The sequence below is a fragment of the Planktotalea arctica genome, assembly GCF_002105285.1.
Lineage (GTDB): Bacteria > Pseudomonadota > Alphaproteobacteria > Rhodobacterales > Rhodobacteraceae > Planktotalea > Planktotalea arctica.
Map to the genome: position 1 here is coordinate 16,888 of NZ_MUHR01000013.1, position 14,471 is coordinate 31,358.

A 14,471-nucleotide genomic window follows, 5' to 3' on the forward strand; every position below is an offset into this window, starting at 1 on the left:
AAGACTGGGAGTGTAATTATGACTAATCCGGGAAAAGACCCCAAGTGCCAGTTCTGGTGCTGGGTAAGCGCCGCTATTGCGGGCGCGTTGATTTTTATCATGCTGCTTACGATCGCAGGTAAATCCTTTTTTGCTGCGCTGATTTTGGGCGCTCTTGGCTTTGGTCTGCTTGGACCTTTGTTCAACTGGCTGTTCTGTGCGCACGTGCCTGCGATGGGCGAGAGCGCGCGTTCTAAAGCGAACGCCGTGGCTGCACCTGCCGCGAGCGCTGCGCCGACGCCAGCGCTTGCAAAGGACCCCGTAAAGCCAAGCGTGCAGACAGCGCCAAGCGCTACCGCAGCTACCAATGAGGCGGCTGTGCCCGCAAGCGCAGCGCCCGCCGCGACCATCAGCGCGCCAAAGCCGGAGGCGGCTAAGGCCGCTCCCAAGGCAAAAGCAAAGCCAGCGGCCAGCGGGGCTGGATCGACCAAAGCGAAACCTGCAAAGGCCAAAGCGAAGCCCGCTGCGGCGCGGGTCGATCTTGAAGATGAGGGCACGCTCGCAGGGGCGGACGAGGGCAGCAAACCGGCGCTCTTGAAAAAAGCACGCGCGGGCGGCGCGGATGATCTCAAACGGATCAAAGGCATCGGACCAAAGCTGGAGGGCGTTTGCAATAAAATGGGCGTTTACCACTTTGATCAGATCGCCGCGTGGAGCGCGGACGAGATGGCATGGATCGACGCCAATCTTGAGGGCTTCAAAGGGCGCGCAAAGCGTGACAATTGGGTTGAGCAGGCAAAGACTTTGGCGGCAGGCGGCGAGACGGAGTTCTCCAAGCGCGTCGGCAAGGGCTCGGTCTATTAAGGAAGAATGACAATGGGCCTTGACGATAATGAAGTCGCATTGGCACGGCAGGGGCGCATGGTCGCCCTTGTCATCGCCGGATCAATGTTGTTTTGGATTTTGGCCCAATGGCTCGGACCAAAGCTGGGCTTGCCCGGACGGTTCACGTTTCTCATCGACTTCGCTGTTCTGGCAGCGCTGGTTTGGTCGATGGTTGTGACATATCAAATCTGGCGCAAGCGCCAGGACACGAAAGGATGATCCTAAGATGCTGAGCGATCAGGACCGCATTTTCACCAATCTCTACGGCATGCACGAACGCACGCTGCGCGGTGCGCAGGCGCGTGGGCATTGGGATGGCACAGCTGCGATCATTCAAAAGGGTCGTGACTGGATTATTGACCAGATGAAAGCCTCTGGCCTGCGTGGTCGCGGCGGTGCGGGTTTCCCGACCGGCCTGAAATGGTCTTTCATGCCCAAAGAAAGCGACGGACGCCCCAGCTACCTTGTGGTGAACGCGGATGAGTCCGAGCCGGGCACCTGCAAAGACCGCGAAATCATGCGCCACGATCCGCACACGCTGATCGAGGGCTGCCTGATTGCCAGCTTTGCGATGCAGGCCAACGCCTGCTACATCTACATTCGCGGGGAATACATCCGTGAAAAAGAGGCGCTTCAGGCTGCGATCGACGAAGCTTACGATGCGGGTCTCGTGGGCAAGAACGCCGCCAAATCCGGTTGGGATTTTGATATCTACCTGCACCACGGAGCAGGGGCCTATATCTGCGGCGAAGAAACCGCATTGTTAGAGAGCCTTGAGGGCAAGAAGGGCATGCCGCGGATGAAACCGCCATTCCCTGCGGGCGCGGGTCTTTATGGCTGCCCGACAACAGTGAACAACGTCGAGAGCATTGCGGTCGTTCCGACTATTTTGCGCCGCGGCCCTGAATGGTTTGCGGGCTTTGGCCGCGCGAACAATGCTGGCACCAAACTGTTTGCGATTTCGGGTCACGTCAACAACCCCTGCGTTGTGGAAGAGGCGATGAGCATCTCGTTCGAGGAGCTGATCGACACGCATTGCGGCGGCATCAAAGGCGGCTGGGACAACCTGAAAGCGGTTATTCCGGGCGGCTCCTCCGTGCCCTGCGTGCGCGGTGAAAACATGCGCGATGCGATCATGGATTTCGATTATTTGCGCGGCGATCTTGGCTCTGGCCTTGGCACGGCGGCGGTGATCGTCATGGACAAAGACACAGATATCATCAAAGCGATCTGGCGCCTTGCCAAATTCTACAAGCACGAATCCTGCGGCCAGTGCACGCCGTGCCGTGAAGGTACGGGCTGGATGATGCGGGTGATGGAGCGCTTGGTCCACGGCAACGCTGATCCCGAGGAAATCGACATGCTCTGGGACGTGACCAAGCAGGTTGAGGGCCACACGATTTGCGCGCTTGGCGACGCGGCGGCCTGGCCTATTCAGGGCCTCATTCGCAACTTCCGCGATGAAATTGAAGATCGTATTAAAGCGCAGCAAACGGGCCGCACGACGCGCGCGGTGGCTGCGCGATGATCCGAAACGCAATCATATGCGGCGCGGCTTTACTGATGCTGACGGGCTGTGAAGACCCCAAGAATGCGACGCTATTCGATGGCATGCGCTATTCGGGCCGCTTGCAAGCGGACAGCGAGGACAAGCGCAGCTTTACTGCGACGGTTTCGCCTGTGTCCCAAGGGCTTGAAGCAGCCCGCGAAGCAGCGCGTTTCGAGGGTACGACACACTGCGTTCGCAACTACGGCAGCTCTGATATCGACTGGGTGCTCAGCCCTGATGCCGAAGCCACTGCGCTTAGTATCACGGATGATCAACTAAGCGTGCAGGGGCGGTGCGCAGAATGACGAAAGCCAAGCAAAACAGGGCTGTTATTGCATATCAAGCCGCTTGTGCCCCATTTCTGGGGCGCGATCTGGCAGTGGGCCGGATTGCGAGAGCAGTTTGCATGACAGGAGCCACCCCATGCGTATGAAATCTAAAGTGATCGCGTCCCTTTTTGCCGTTAGCCTTGCCTTGGCAGCGCCCGTTTCCGCTGCGGGCCTTCAAGAAGAGGCCGAGATCAACAATGGCCTGTTGGCCGTTGGCATTGCGGATGAAATACGCAAGCTCTGCGACAGCATTTCTGCTCGCACATTTACGGCGATGGGCTATCTGAGCTCTCTCAAGCGGGACGCACGTGCCAAGGGCTATTCCAACGATCAAATCAATACCTACACCAAGAGCAGCACAGAGAAGGCCAAGATGCGCAAGCGCGGTCAGGTCTATCTTGCCCAAAACGGCGCATCCATGTCCGACTCGGCCTCCATGTGCCGTCTCGGACGCGCTGAAATCGCAAAACGTAGCCAAATTGGCGTACTACTAAGAGCAAAGTGAGACCCGATGTCTGACCTACGCAAGATCATAATCGACGATACCGAAGTCGAAGTGGATGGGGCATTGACCCTGATTCAGGCCTGTGAAGAGGCGGGGGTCGAAATCCCGCGTTTCTGCTATCACGAGCGCCTGTCCATCGCGGGCAACTGCCGCATGTGTCTTGTCGAGGTCGTCGGCGGTCCGCCCAAACCTGCCGCATCCTGCGCGATGCAGGTGCGCGATTTGCGCCCAGGTCCCGAAGGACAGGCACCGCGCGTCAAGACCAACTCGCCCATGGTGAAAAAAGCGCGCGAAGGCGTGATGGAATTTTTGCTGATCAACCATCCGCTCGATTGCCCGATCTGTGATCAGGGCGGCGAGTGTGACTTGCAAGATCAGGCGATGGCCTACGGCGTTGATTTCTCGCGGTTCCGCGAACCAAAGCGTGCGACGGACGATCTAGATCTGGGGCCGCTGGTCGAAACCCACATGACGCGCTGCATTTCGTGCACGCGCTGCGTGCGCTTCACGACCGAGGTCGCGGGCATCACGCAGATGGGCCAAACCGGGCGCGGCGAGGATAGTGAGATCACCTCCTATCTTGGCGAAACGCTGGACAGCAACTTGCAGGGCAACATCATTGATCTGTGCCCTGTTGGCGCGCTGGTGTCAAAACCCTACGCGTTCACGGCGCGTCCATGGGAATTGACCAAGACCGAAACCATTGATGTGATGGATGCGCTTGGGTCTTCCATTCGCGTGGATACCAAGGGGCGCGAAGTCATGCGCATGCTGCCGCGCAATCATGATGGCGTGAACGAGGAATGGATTTCCGACAAAACACGGTTTGTCTGGGATGGCTTGCGCCGTCAGCGGCTTGACCGTCCTTATATCCGCGAGAACGGCAAACTGCGTGCAGCGGGCTGGGATGAGGCGCTTGGCGCGGCTGCGGCGGCGATGAAGGGCAAAAAGCTTGCGGGTTTGATTGGTGATCTTGTGCCTGTCGAAGCGGCTTTCGCGCTGAAGCAATTGATCGAGGGGCAGGGCGGCAATGTCGAGTGCCGCACGGATAAGGCGCGCCTGCCAGCGGGAAATCGTTCGGCTTATGTCGGCAACGGCTGCATCGAAGATATCGAAGCGGCGCAAAATGTGCTGTTGATCGGCACGAACCCGACCGTTGAGGCACCGGTGCTGAACGCGCGTTTGCGCAAGGCCTGGACGCGCGGCACGAATATTTCGTTGATCGGCGTGCCAGCCGATCTGACCTACGAGCATACGCATCTGGGCACCGACCGCGCGGCTTTGGGCGACGCGGAGGGCTTTGATCTGGTGATCATTGGCCAGGGTGCTTTGCAAGAGGCAGACGGCGAAGCGGTTCTGGCGCGCGCCATGGAGATTGCCGAAAAAGCGGGCGGCAAGATGCTGGTGTTGCACACGGCCGCTGGCCGCGTTGGCGCGATGGATGCGGGTTGTACCACGGATGGCGGCGTTGAGGTGGCCACTAAAGACGCTGAGGTGATTTACAACCTTGGCTCTGATGAGGTCGATATCGACGCTGGTGCCTTCGTTATTTATCAAGGTAGCCACGGCGATCGCGGTGCGCACCGTGCTGATATCATTCTGCCGGGCGCTGCATACACGGAAGAGCAGGGGTTGTTCGTCAATACCGAAGGGCGCCCACAACTTACGATGCGCGCTGGTTTTGCGCCGGGCGAGGCCAAGGAAAACTGGGCGATCTTGCGTGCGCTTTCGGCTGAGTTGGGTGCTAAATTGCCCTACGACAGCCTTGCTATGCTGCGCTCTACGCTGGTGGCCGAAGTGCCGCATCTGGCCGAGATCGACGAAGTGCCCCTGAATGATTGGCAGGCGATTACGCCCTCCAAAATGGGCAAGGCTGATTTTCGCAATGCGATTGCCGATTTCTATCTGAGCAACCCGATTGCACGCGCAAGCGAGTTGATGGCCGAACTGAGCGCGGGCGCGAAAGCGCGTGCGAGCGCTGGAAAGCTGGCGGCAGAGTGAAGCGTGCTCTGATCATATCCCCGATTGCGTTGGCCTTGGCTGGTGCGGTCTCCGGCTGTGAGCAAGCGGGCGAAAGGCCTTCAGCTTTCAAACCGGTGTATCAAGGGGTGAATACCCGCCTGCTTGATGGGGATTTGGTTAATTTTCAGGTCAAAATGACCGGCGCACGGGGCATCGAAGACGTTGATGCCTATGCGGAATGTGCTGCTGCGCAATATGCGTTAATACGAGGTTATGGTTTTGCGCGTCATTTGCGCACGACAGTTGCCGAAGAGGCTGGCCTCTGGCTGGCAGATGCTGTTTACACCATCTCGCCAGCCCTGCCGCGCGGATTGAAGACGATTGACGCCGAAGTCACCGTTTCAGCCTGCGCCGAAAACAAGATACCGACGGTGTGAGGACCTAATGTACGACTTTTTCACCACCACCACACTGGGCATGGGCCTAACAATCGTCGGGCAGATCTTTCTGCTGGTGATTCCCTTGCTCCTCGCGCTGGCATTTCTGATGTACGCGGATCGAAAAATCTGGGCCGCAGTCATGATGCGCCGCGGACCGAACGTCGTTGGCGTCTTTGGTTTGCTGCAAAGTTTTGCGGACTTTTTGAAGTATATCGTTAAGGAAGTTGTCTTCCCTGCGGGTGCGGACAAGGTCGTCTTCTTGATGGCTCCGATGGTCACTCTGGTGATGTCACTCATCGCTTGGGCGGTGATCCCGTTCAACGAGGGCTGGGTGCTATCCGAGATTAACGTTGCGATCCTCTATGTCTTTGCGGTCTCCTCGCTTGAAGTCTATGGTGTGATCATGGGGGGCTGGGCGTCCAACTCCAAATATCCCTTCCTTGGCAGTTTGCGCTCTGCTGCGCAGATGATCTCCTATGAGGTCTCGATCGGCTTGATCATCATCGGAATTATCATTTCTTCCGGCTCGATGAACTTTGGCGGCATCGTTGCCAGCCAAGATGGCGGATACGGAATGTTTAGCTGGTACTGGTTGCCGCACTTCCCGATGCTTATTCTCTTCTTCATCTCGGCTTTGGCGGAAACCAACCGCCCACCGTTCGACCTTCCAGAGGCGGAATCCGAACTGGTTGCTGGGTATCAGGTGGAATATTCCTCGACACCGTTCCTGCTCTTTATGATCGGTGAACTTGTCGCGGTCGTTTTGATGTGCGCGCTTATTTCGCTAATGTTCTTTGGCGGCTGGTTGTCGCCTATCCCGGGCTTGCCGGACGGCATCTTCTGGATGGTCAGCAAAATGTTGATCGTGTTCTTCTTCTTCTCGATGGTGAAGGCAATCACGCCGCGGTATCGCTATGACCAACTGATGCGGATCGGCTGGAAAATCTTCCTACCGATGAGCCTCGCTTGGGTTGTATTCGTCGCATTCGCTGCAAAATTTGACTGGTTCTGGGGCGCTTATGCGCGCTGGGGCATGGGGGGCTAACCAATGGCAGATTTCGATTATGGCCGCGCGGCCAAGTATTTCCTCCTCGCGGATTTCGTCAAAGGCTTTGGCCTTGGCCTTCGCTACATGTTCGCACCCAAGGTCACGTTGAACTATCCGCATGAAAAGGGGCCTTTGTCCCCGCGTTTTCGCGGTGAACACGCGCTGCGCCGTTATCCCAATGGTGAAGAACGCTGCATCGCATGCAAGCTGTGCGAAGCGGTTTGCCCTGCGCAAGCAATCACGATCGACGCGGAACCGCGTGATGACGGCTCGCGCCGTACCACGCGCTACGACATCGACATGACCAAGTGCATCTATTGTGGCTTCTGCCAGGAAGCCTGCCCTGTGGATGCGATCGTCGAGGGGCCGAATTTCGAGTTCGCAACCGAAACCCGTGAAGAGTTGTTCTACGACAAGGACAAGTTGCTCGAGAACGGCGATCGCTGGGAAGCGCAGATCGCGCGTAACCTAGAAATAGATGCGCCCTACCGATGAATGATGCAAATAACCCTTTCGCCATGATGATGGCTCAGGCGCAGGAGATGGCGAAAGCCTTCACTCCCGGCGCGGGCGGCTTTTCGACGCAAGCTATGGAAAAGCTCTGGCCGACCATGACCAAAGAGATGATGGAAATGACCTTCGGCAAAGGCGCAAGTAAAGAGGGTCTTGATGCGAAGACCCGGCTTTTGCTGACGCTTGCCGGTCTGACCATGCAGGGCGCGCAAAACGAGACGCAGCTTCGCATGACCGTGCGCCACGCGATTACCGCAGGGGCGAGCAACGATGAAATTACCGAGGCAATCGCGCAAATGTCGATTTTTGCAGGCTTGCCCGCTATGACCCGCGCGATGGAATTTGCGAATGAGGTTATTTCAGAGACCAAGGATGATGAGACATGAGCGTCGCCGTATTTACCTTCTATCTCTTTGCGATCTGCACGATCACAGGCGGGCTGTTCACAGTCATTAGCCGCAATCCCGTACATTCGGTGCTTTGGCTGATCCTTGCGTTCTTATCCTCTGCGGGTTTGTTCGTGCTGCTCGGTGCGGAGTTCGTGGCGATGCTACTTATTATCGTTTACGTGGGCGCGGTTGCGGTTCTGTTCCTGTTCGTCGTGATGATGCTCGACATTGATTTTGCTGAGCTTAAGGCGGAAATGGCGAAATATATGCCGCTTGCGCTTCTCATTGGCCTTGTTTTGTTGATGCAATTCACGATGGCCTTTGGTGTTTGGGAGGCCAGCGAGCAAGCTGAGGGGCTGCGCGACGCGGTAACGCCAACGGATACACATAACACGGCGGCCCTTGGCCTGCTGCTTTATGACAAGTACTTCCTGATTTTCCAGCTTTCCGGCTTGATCCTGCTTGTAGCCATGATCGGCGCAATCGTTCTGACATTGCGTCACCGCACGGACGTCAAACGACAGAACGTAGTGGCGCAGATGCACCGTGATCCGGCCAAGGCGATGGAGCTGAAAGACGTGAAACCGGGGCAAGGGCTGTAAGCCAGACTATTTGAAAAATTCAGGCTCGGTTTTATTGGATGAAATCAGGGTCGGGGCAAAGAAAGAGACTACGCGATGATCGGATTAGAACATTACCTGACGGTGGCGGCGACGCTTTTTGTCATCGGTATCTTTGGCCTTTTTGTGAACCGCAAGAACGTCATCATCCTGCTCATGTCGATCGAGTTGATGCTGCTGGCGGTGAATATTAACTTGGTCGCCTTCTCCAGTTTCCTCGGGGATCTGGTGGGGCAGGTGTTCACGTTGTTCGTTCTGACAGTTGCCGCCGCCGAGGCTGCGATTGGCCTTGCGATCCTCGTTTGCTTCTTTCGTACTCGCGGCACTATCGCTGTCGAAGACGTCAACGTGATGAAGGGCTAACCAGATGGAAACGCTAATACTTTTTGCGCCTCTGGTCGGGGCGATCATTGCTGGTTTCGGCTGGCGTCTGATCGGTGAAAAGGGTGCGATGTGGGTCAGCACTGGCCTGCTTTTTGTCGCCTGTTTCTTCTCTTGGGTGGTTTTCCTGACCCATGACGGCGTGATGGAGAAAATCCAACTCATGCGCTGGATCGAAAGCGGCAGCCTGAGCACTGATTGGGCGATCCGCATGGACCGCCTCACCGCAATCATGTTGATCGTGATCACGACGGTTTCCGCGCTGGTTCACCTTTATTCCTTTGGCTACATGGCCGACGATCCCCAGTGGAAAGAGGGCGAAAGCTACAAGCCTCGTTTCTTTGCCTACCTATCATTTTTTACCTTCGCGATGTTGATGCTGGTGACGGCGGATAACCTTGTGCAGATGTTCTTTGGCTGGGAAGGTGTGGGCGTCGCGTCCTATCTGTTGATCGGCTTCTATTACCGCAAGCCTTCGGCAAATGCTGCAGCGATCAAGGCCTTTGTGGTCAACCGTGTTGGCGATTTTGGTTTTGCCCTTGGTATTTTTGCACTGTTCTATCTGACCGACAGCATCAATTTTGACGATATTTTCGCGGCAGCGCCCGCGCTGGCGGAAATGCAAATCACCTTCCTATGGACAGAGTGGAACGCAGCAAATCTGATCGCCTTCCTGCTGTTCATTGGTGCGATGGGTAAATCTGCGCAGCTTTTCCTGCACACATGGCTTCCCGACGCTATGGAAGGCCCGACGCCAGTGTCTGCGTTGATCCACGCGGCGACGATGGTCACCGCGGGTGTGTTTCTGGTCTGCCGCATGTCGCCGTTGATGGAATACGCACCCGAAGCGATGGCTTTTGTCACGTTCCTAGGTGCAACTACCGCTTTTGTTGCGGCCACAATCGGCCTCGTCCAGAATGACATCAAACGCGTTATCGCCTACTCGACCATGTCCCAGCTTGGCTACATGTTCGTGGCTGCGGGCGTTGGTGCGTATTCTGTCGCGATGTTCCACCTGTTCACACACGCCTTCTTCAAAGCGATGCTTTTTCTTGGGGCGGGATCGGTCATTCATGCGATGCACCACGAGCAGGACATGCGTAACTACGGCGGTTTGCGTAAGAAAATCCCCTATACCTTCATGGCGATGCTTGTAGGCACGCTTGCGATCACGGGCGTTGGTATCCCGCTCACGGGGTGGATCGGCTTTGCCGGCTTTGCCTCCAAGGATGCGGTGATCGAATCTGCCTTCGCAGCGGGTCCGATGGGGTATGCCTTCTGGATGCTGGTGATAGCGGCACTGTTCACATCATTCTACAGCTGGCGCTTGATGTTCCTTACCTTCTTCGGCAAGGCGCGCGGCGACAAGCACACACACGAGCATGCCCACGAGAGCCCGAGCGTGATGTTGATCCCGCTTGGTGTTCTTGGCATCGGCTCGATCTTTGCAGGAGCCATCTGGTACAGTAGCTTTTTTGGCAAGACTAACGAGATCGCAAGTTTCTTTGGTGTGCCCTACGCAGAGGCGTCCGAGCACGCTGATGCGGGTGATCATGGCGACGTCAAGGATGACCACAGTGATGTCAAGGATGGCAAGGCCAAGAAAACTTCCTACGTCTTTACGGGTAAGCCGGGTGAGGGCGCCATCTACACTGGCCCCGACAACCACGTTATCCACGATGCGCATTATGTCCCGACTTGGGTCAAGCTAAGTCCGTTCATTTCAATGGTCATCGGTTTATTGCTTGCTCTGTGGTTCTACATTTGGGATCCAAAAATGCCCAAGCGTGTCATGGAAACCAACCGTCCGCTCTATAACTTCCTGCTGAACAAATGGTATTTTGACGAAATCTATGACGTAGTTTTTGTCAAACCTGCCTCTATGATTGGACGTTTCTTCTGGAAGCGCGGCGACGGAGATGTAATTGACGGCACGTTGAACGGTGTGGCGATGGGTATCGTGCCCTTCTTCACCCGCCTCGCAGGTCGCGCGCAGTCCGGCTATATCTTTACCTACGCCTTCGCCATGGTTATCGGAATTCTGGTTCTGGTCACATGGATGACGTTCTCCGGAGGAGCGCAATAATGGATAACCTCCTTTCCATTGTCACTTTCATCCCCGCGCTTGCAGCGCTGATCCTTGCCCTGTTCCTGCGCGGCGATGACGAAGCGGCAGCGCGCAATGCCAAGTGGCTTGCGATGATCGCAACAAGCGCGACCTTTATCGTTTCGCTCTTTATCCTGTTCCAGTTCGATCCCTCCGACACCGGTTTCCAAATGGTCGAGGAAGGCGCATGGCTTATGGGCATGTCCTATAAGATGGGCGTGGATGGTATTTCCGTGCTCTTCGTCATGCTTACTACGTTCATGATGCCGCTGGTGATTGCGGCAAGCTGGGATGTGAACACGCGGGTCAAGGAATATATGATCGCGTTCCTGCTGCTTGAGACCTTGATGCTCGGCGTGTTCATGGCGCTTGATCTGGTGTTGTTCTACGTGTTCTTCGAGGCGGGTCTGATCCCGATGTTCCTGATCATTGGCATCTGGGGCGGAGCGAACCGTATCTACGCGAGCTTTAAATTCTTCCTCTATACCTTCCTCGGTTCAGTCCTCATGCTGGTGGCGATGGTCGCGATGTTTGTGGATGCGGGCACGACCGATATTCCGACGCTGATGAGCCATAGTTTTGATGCGCAGGGTTTCTCGATCCTGGGGGTGCAGATTGTCGGGGGCATGCAAACATTGATGTTCCTTGCGTTCTTTGCCAGTTTTGCAGTGAAAATGCCGATGTGGCCGGTGCACACATGGCTGCCGGATGCGCATGTTCAGGCACCGACAGCGGGCTCTGTCGTGCTGGCTGCGATACTTTTGAAGATGGGTGGTTACGGGTTCCTGCGTTTCTCCTTGCCGATGTTTCCAGTGGGCGCGGACGTTCTGACGCCGCTGATCCTTTGGATGTCCGCGATCGCGATTGTTTATACCTCGCTCGTGGCGCTGGTGCAGGAAGATATGAAAAAGCTGATTGCTTATTCATCAGTCGCCCACATGGGCTACGTCACCATGGGGATCTTTGCGGCGAACCAGCAGGGCATCGACGGCGCAATCTTCCAGATGATCAGCCACGGCTTTATCTCTGCGGCGCTCTTCCTTGCGGTCGGGGTCATTTATGACCGGATGCACACACGCGAAATTGATGCCTACGGCGGCCTTGTGAACCGCATGCCCGCCTATGCGCTGATCTTCTTGTTCTTCACCATGGCCAACGTGGGCCTTCCCGGCACCTCCGGTTTTGTCGGTGAATTCCTGACGCTTGTGGGCGTGTTCCAGGTGAACACATGGGTCGCTGCGGTTGCAACGGCGGGTGTGATCTTGTCGGCAGCCTATGCACTGTGGCTCTACAGGCGTGTGGTGATGGGCGATCTGATCAAGGAAAGCCTGCGCACGATTTCCGACATGACAACGCGCGAGCGTGCGATTTTCGCACCGCTGGTGGTGATGACACTGCTCCTTGGTGTCTATCCCGCGCTGATCCTTGATATCATCGGCCCCTCTGTCGAGGCGCTGGTTTCTAATTATGAAACGGCACTGGCAAGCGCACCAAGCGCGATCCAGACAGCCGCTTCGCGCTAAGAAAGACGCTGACTATGATACAGGCTGACCTGACGATCATACTGCCGGAAATCCTCCTGTCGCTTTACGCGATCGGCGCGCTTTTGGGGGCGGTTTACACGAGCAAGGACAAGCTGGGTCCGCTTTTGGTCTGGCTGACTGCCGGCGTTTTCGTGGCGCTGGCCGCGTGGATCGGCTTTAGCGGTGCGGGCACCAATGTGGCCTTCGGCGGCATGTTTGTCGATGATGCCTTCTCGCGCTTTGCCAAAGTGGCAATCCTGCTTGCTTCGGCAGCCGTGCTGATGATGAGCCAGGAATATATGTATCGCAAAGGTCTTTTGCGCTTTGAATATCCCGTGCTGGTCGCGCTGAGCGTGGTGGGCATGATGGTCATGGTCTCTGCGGGTGATCTGATGACGCTATATATGGGCCTCGAGCTGCAATCGCTCGCGCTTTACGTCGTCGCGTCCTTGCGCCGCGATTCAGCGCGCTCGACCGAAGCGGGCTTGAAGTATTTCGTGCTCGGAGCGCTTAGCTCGGGTTTGCTGCTATACGGTGCATCGCTCACCTACGGTTTCGCCGGCACGACACTGTTTTCCGGTATCATCCAGACGGCAGTCGAGGGTGATGTTTCCATCGGCCTTCTGTTCGGCCTTGTCTTCATCATTGCAGGCCTTGCCTTTAAGGTTTCGGCCGTACCGTTCCATATGTGGACGCCGGATGTGTATGAAGGATCGCCAACGCCGGTCACCGCCTTCTTCGCCACGGCACCTAAGATTGCTGCGATGGGCCTGTTCGCGCGGGTTCTGCACGACGCCTTCGGCTCGCTTGGCAGCGATGGTGCATTGATCGTCGATTGGAGCCCGATCATCGCGCTCCTGTCTCTGGTGTCGATGTTCCTTGGTGCATTTGCCGCCATCGGTCAGACCAATATCAAACGCCTCATGGCCTTTTCGTCCATCGCGCATATGGGCTACGCGCTGATGGGTCTCGCGGCGGGCACGGTCTTGGGCGTGCAGGCTATGCTGGTTTACATGGCGATCTACGTCACGATGAACATTGGTACATTCGCCTTTATCCTGAGCATGGAAAAGGACGGCCAAGCCGTCACGGATATCGCATCGCTCAATCAATACGCCAAGCGCGAACCGGGCAAAGCCTTGGCAATGCTGGTGCTTTTGTTCTCCATGGCGGGTGTTCCACCGATGGTTGGCTTCTTCGGCAAGCTCTATGTTTTGCGCGCCGCTTATGATGCGGGTCTCGCATGGCTCGCGATCGCGGGTGTGATCGCTTCGGTGATCGGAGCCTACTATTACCTGCGTATCGTCTACTACATGTACTTCGGCGAAGAGCAGGACGAAGCGCTGGATACCAACAAATCGCCGGTCCTTTGGGTCTTCCTGATGGGTTCTGCGGCGATCATGGTGCTGGGCCTTGTCAACCTCTTCGGGGTCGAGGGCGCAGCAGCGGCGGCGGCGGCGACGCTTGTCAACTAAGCCGGATACGCGGTTTCCGACTGGCTACGGGCGGCGTGTGCTGGCAGAGGTGGACAGCACCAACGCAGAAGCTGTGCGCATTGCGAAAACTCTTGCAGGGCCGGAGTGGATTTTGGCCTTGAACCAGACCGCTTCGCGCGGGCGGCGCGGTCGCGCTTGGAGTTTCCCCAAGGGCAATTTTGCTGCGACACTGGTTCTACATCCGCTTGAAACACCCGATATTGTTGCGCTTCGATCGTTCACCGCATCTTTGGCGCTGTTCGAGACATTTGTTTCTATTGGCGTTCAACCTCAAGCGCTTGCGCTGAAGTGGCCCAATGATGTGCTACTCAATGGCGGTAAGGTTGCGGGCATCTTGCTTGAGAGCATCGGGGCAGGGGCGCAAGTCGCCCACCTCGCGATCGGCATTGGCGTTAACCTTGTCGATGCGCCCAGCGTCGATCAGGTCGAAGCGCGTGCGTTGCGTCCGGTTTCGCTGCTCTCTGAAACAGGTGTTTCGATTGATTCCGAAGAGTTTCTAGGTTTGCTCGCAGCCCATTATGCGCGCCTTGAGACGCAGTTCATCACATACGGTTTTGCGCCCATTCGCGAAGCCTGGCTGGCCCGCGCCGCCAAACTTGGCGACGTCATCACCGCGCGCACCATGAACAGCGAAACCACTGGAACCTTTGAAACGGTGGACGCCCAAGGCAATCTTGTGCTCAAAACCTCCAAATCCCGCGTGGCCATCGCCGCCGCGGATGTCTTCTTTTAACTTCGGAGATGT

At 56.7% G+C, this 14,471-nt stretch carries 16 protein-coding genes; all 16 read left to right on the top strand.

Going from position 1 to position 14,471, the window contains the following annotated elements; genetic code table 11:
• The first annotated feature begins 18 nt into the window (after window positions 1-18).
• The 16 genes from B9P63_RS19250 to B9P63_RS13435 all read left to right on the top strand — a co-directional run bounded on the left by B9P63_RS19250 (window position 19) and on the right by B9P63_RS13435 (window position 14,459).
• Entirely contained in the window at window positions 19-843 is an 825-nt protein-coding gene (locus B9P63_RS19250; RefSeq protein WP_085309646.1) for a hypothetical protein, read from the top strand.
• 12 nt (window positions 844-855) lie between these two features.
• Entirely contained in the window at window positions 856-1,083 is a 228-nt protein-coding gene (locus B9P63_RS13365; RefSeq protein WP_176219166.1) for a DUF5337 domain-containing protein, read from the top strand.
• A 7-nt stretch (window positions 1,084-1,090) separates the two neighbouring features.
• Window positions 1,091-2,392, top strand: coding sequence for an NADH-quinone oxidoreductase subunit NuoF (nuoF, locus tag B9P63_RS13370; protein ID WP_085309650.1), 1,302 nt, complete (start codon window positions 1,091-1,093; stop codon window positions 2,390-2,392).
• Complete coding sequence (locus B9P63_RS13375) at window positions 2,389-2,718, top strand: hypothetical protein (protein ID WP_139816261.1); 330 nt, start codon at window positions 2,389-2,391, stop codon at window positions 2,716-2,718. The genes nuoF and B9P63_RS13375 overlap by 4 nt, the downstream gene beginning before the upstream one ends.
• A 118-nt stretch (window positions 2,719-2,836) precedes the next feature.
• Window positions 2,837-3,247: a DUF5333 domain-containing protein gene (locus B9P63_RS13380; RefSeq protein ID WP_085309654.1), complete on the top strand. Its 411-nt coding sequence runs from the start codon at window positions 2,837-2,839 to the stop codon at window positions 3,245-3,247.
• 6 nt (window positions 3,248-3,253) lie between these two features.
• A complete protein-coding gene (gene nuoG / locus B9P63_RS13385) occupies window positions 3,254-5,248 on the top strand; it encodes an NADH-quinone oxidoreductase subunit NuoG (protein ID WP_085309656.1) in 1,995 nt (664 codons plus the stop codon).
• Complete coding sequence (locus B9P63_RS13390; protein WP_095533047.1) at window positions 5,245-5,646, top strand: hypothetical protein; 402 nt, start codon at window positions 5,245-5,247, stop codon at window positions 5,644-5,646. Before nuoG ends, B9P63_RS13390 begins: the two co-directional genes overlap by 4 nt.
• A gap of 7 nt (window positions 5,647-5,653) precedes the next feature.
• Window positions 5,654-6,694 carry an NADH-quinone oxidoreductase subunit NuoH gene (gene nuoH / locus B9P63_RS13395; RefSeq protein ID WP_085309658.1) on the top strand — a complete coding sequence of 347 codons (1,041 nt, stop codon included), beginning with the start codon at window positions 5,654-5,656 and terminating at the stop codon, window positions 6,692-6,694.
• Between the two features lie 3 nt (window positions 6,695-6,697).
• Entirely contained in the window at window positions 6,698-7,192 is a 495-nt protein-coding gene (gene nuoI / locus B9P63_RS13400) for an NADH-quinone oxidoreductase subunit NuoI (RefSeq protein ID WP_009828136.1), read from the top strand.
• Window positions 7,189-7,596 (top strand): carboxymuconolactone decarboxylase family protein, encoded by a 408-nt coding sequence (locus B9P63_RS13405; protein WP_085309660.1) that lies wholly within the window; start codon window positions 7,189-7,191, stop codon window positions 7,594-7,596. Before nuoI ends, B9P63_RS13405 begins: the two co-directional genes overlap by 4 nt.
• Entirely contained in the window at window positions 7,593-8,201 is a 609-nt protein-coding gene (locus tag B9P63_RS13410) for an NADH-quinone oxidoreductase subunit J (protein WP_085309662.1), read from the top strand. Before B9P63_RS13405 ends, B9P63_RS13410 begins: the two co-directional genes overlap by 4 nt.
• 75 nt (window positions 8,202-8,276) lie before the next feature.
• On the top strand, window positions 8,277-8,582 hold the full coding sequence (gene nuoK / locus B9P63_RS13415; protein ID WP_072630106.1) for an NADH-quinone oxidoreductase subunit NuoK: 306 nt from the start codon (window positions 8,277-8,279) through the stop codon (window positions 8,580-8,582).
• 4 nt (window positions 8,583-8,586) lie between these two features.
• Window positions 8,587-10,686 carry an NADH-quinone oxidoreductase subunit L gene (gene nuoL, locus B9P63_RS13420; protein ID WP_085309664.1) on the top strand — a complete coding sequence of 700 codons (2,100 nt, stop codon included), beginning with the start codon at window positions 8,587-8,589 and terminating at the stop codon, window positions 10,684-10,686.
• Entirely contained in the window at window positions 10,686-12,230 is a 1,545-nt protein-coding gene (locus B9P63_RS13425) for an NADH-quinone oxidoreductase subunit M (protein ID WP_085309666.1), read from the top strand. Before nuoL ends, B9P63_RS13425 begins: the two co-directional genes overlap by 1 nt.
• 14 nt (window positions 12,231-12,244) lie before the next feature.
• Window positions 12,245-13,705, top strand: a complete 1,461-nt coding sequence (gene nuoN / locus B9P63_RS13430) for an NADH-quinone oxidoreductase subunit NuoN (protein ID WP_085309668.1) — start codon at window positions 12,245-12,247, stop codon at window positions 13,703-13,705.
• On the top strand, window positions 13,695-14,459 hold the full coding sequence (locus B9P63_RS13435) for a biotin--[acetyl-CoA-carboxylase] ligase (RefSeq protein WP_085309670.1): 765 nt from the start codon (window positions 13,695-13,697) through the stop codon (window positions 14,457-14,459). The genes nuoN and B9P63_RS13435 overlap by 11 nt, the downstream gene beginning before the upstream one ends.
• Window positions 14,460-14,471: the final 12 nt, after the last annotated feature.

Bases quoted from the DNA above. Each gene is read 5' to 3' on its own strand.
- B9P63_RS19250 (WP_085309646.1), top strand. From the start codon at position 19: ATGACTAATCCGGGAAAAGACCCCAAGTGCCAGTTCTGGTGCTGGGTA.
- B9P63_RS13365 (WP_176219166.1), top strand. From the start codon at position 856: ATGGGCCTTGACGATAATGAAGTCGCATTGGCACGGCAGGGGCGCATG.
- nuoF (WP_085309650.1), top strand. From the start codon at position 1,091: ATGCTGAGCGATCAGGACCGCATTTTCACCAATCTCTACGGCATGCAC.
- B9P63_RS13375 (WP_139816261.1), top strand. From the start codon at position 2,389: ATGATCCGAAACGCAATCATATGCGGCGCGGCTTTACTGATGCTGACG.
- B9P63_RS13380 (WP_085309654.1), top strand. From the start codon at position 2,837: ATGCGTATGAAATCTAAAGTGATCGCGTCCCTTTTTGCCGTTAGCCTT.
- nuoG (WP_085309656.1), top strand. From the start codon at position 3,254: ATGTCTGACCTACGCAAGATCATAATCGACGATACCGAAGTCGAAGTG.
- nuoH (WP_085309658.1), top strand. From the start codon at position 5,654: ATGTACGACTTTTTCACCACCACCACACTGGGCATGGGCCTAACAATC.
- nuoI (WP_009828136.1), top strand. From the start codon at position 6,698: ATGGCAGATTTCGATTATGGCCGCGCGGCCAAGTATTTCCTCCTCGCG.
- B9P63_RS13405 (WP_085309660.1), top strand. From the start codon at position 7,189: ATGAATGATGCAAATAACCCTTTCGCCATGATGATGGCTCAGGCGCAG.
- B9P63_RS13410 (WP_085309662.1), top strand. From the start codon at position 7,593: ATGAGCGTCGCCGTATTTACCTTCTATCTCTTTGCGATCTGCACGATC.
- nuoK (WP_072630106.1), top strand. From the start codon at position 8,277: ATGATCGGATTAGAACATTACCTGACGGTGGCGGCGACGCTTTTTGTC.
- nuoL (WP_085309664.1), top strand. From the start codon at position 8,587: ATGGAAACGCTAATACTTTTTGCGCCTCTGGTCGGGGCGATCATTGCT.
- B9P63_RS13425 (WP_085309666.1), top strand. From the start codon at position 10,686: ATGGATAACCTCCTTTCCATTGTCACTTTCATCCCCGCGCTTGCAGCG.
- nuoN (WP_085309668.1), top strand. From the start codon at position 12,245: ATGATACAGGCTGACCTGACGATCATACTGCCGGAAATCCTCCTGTCG.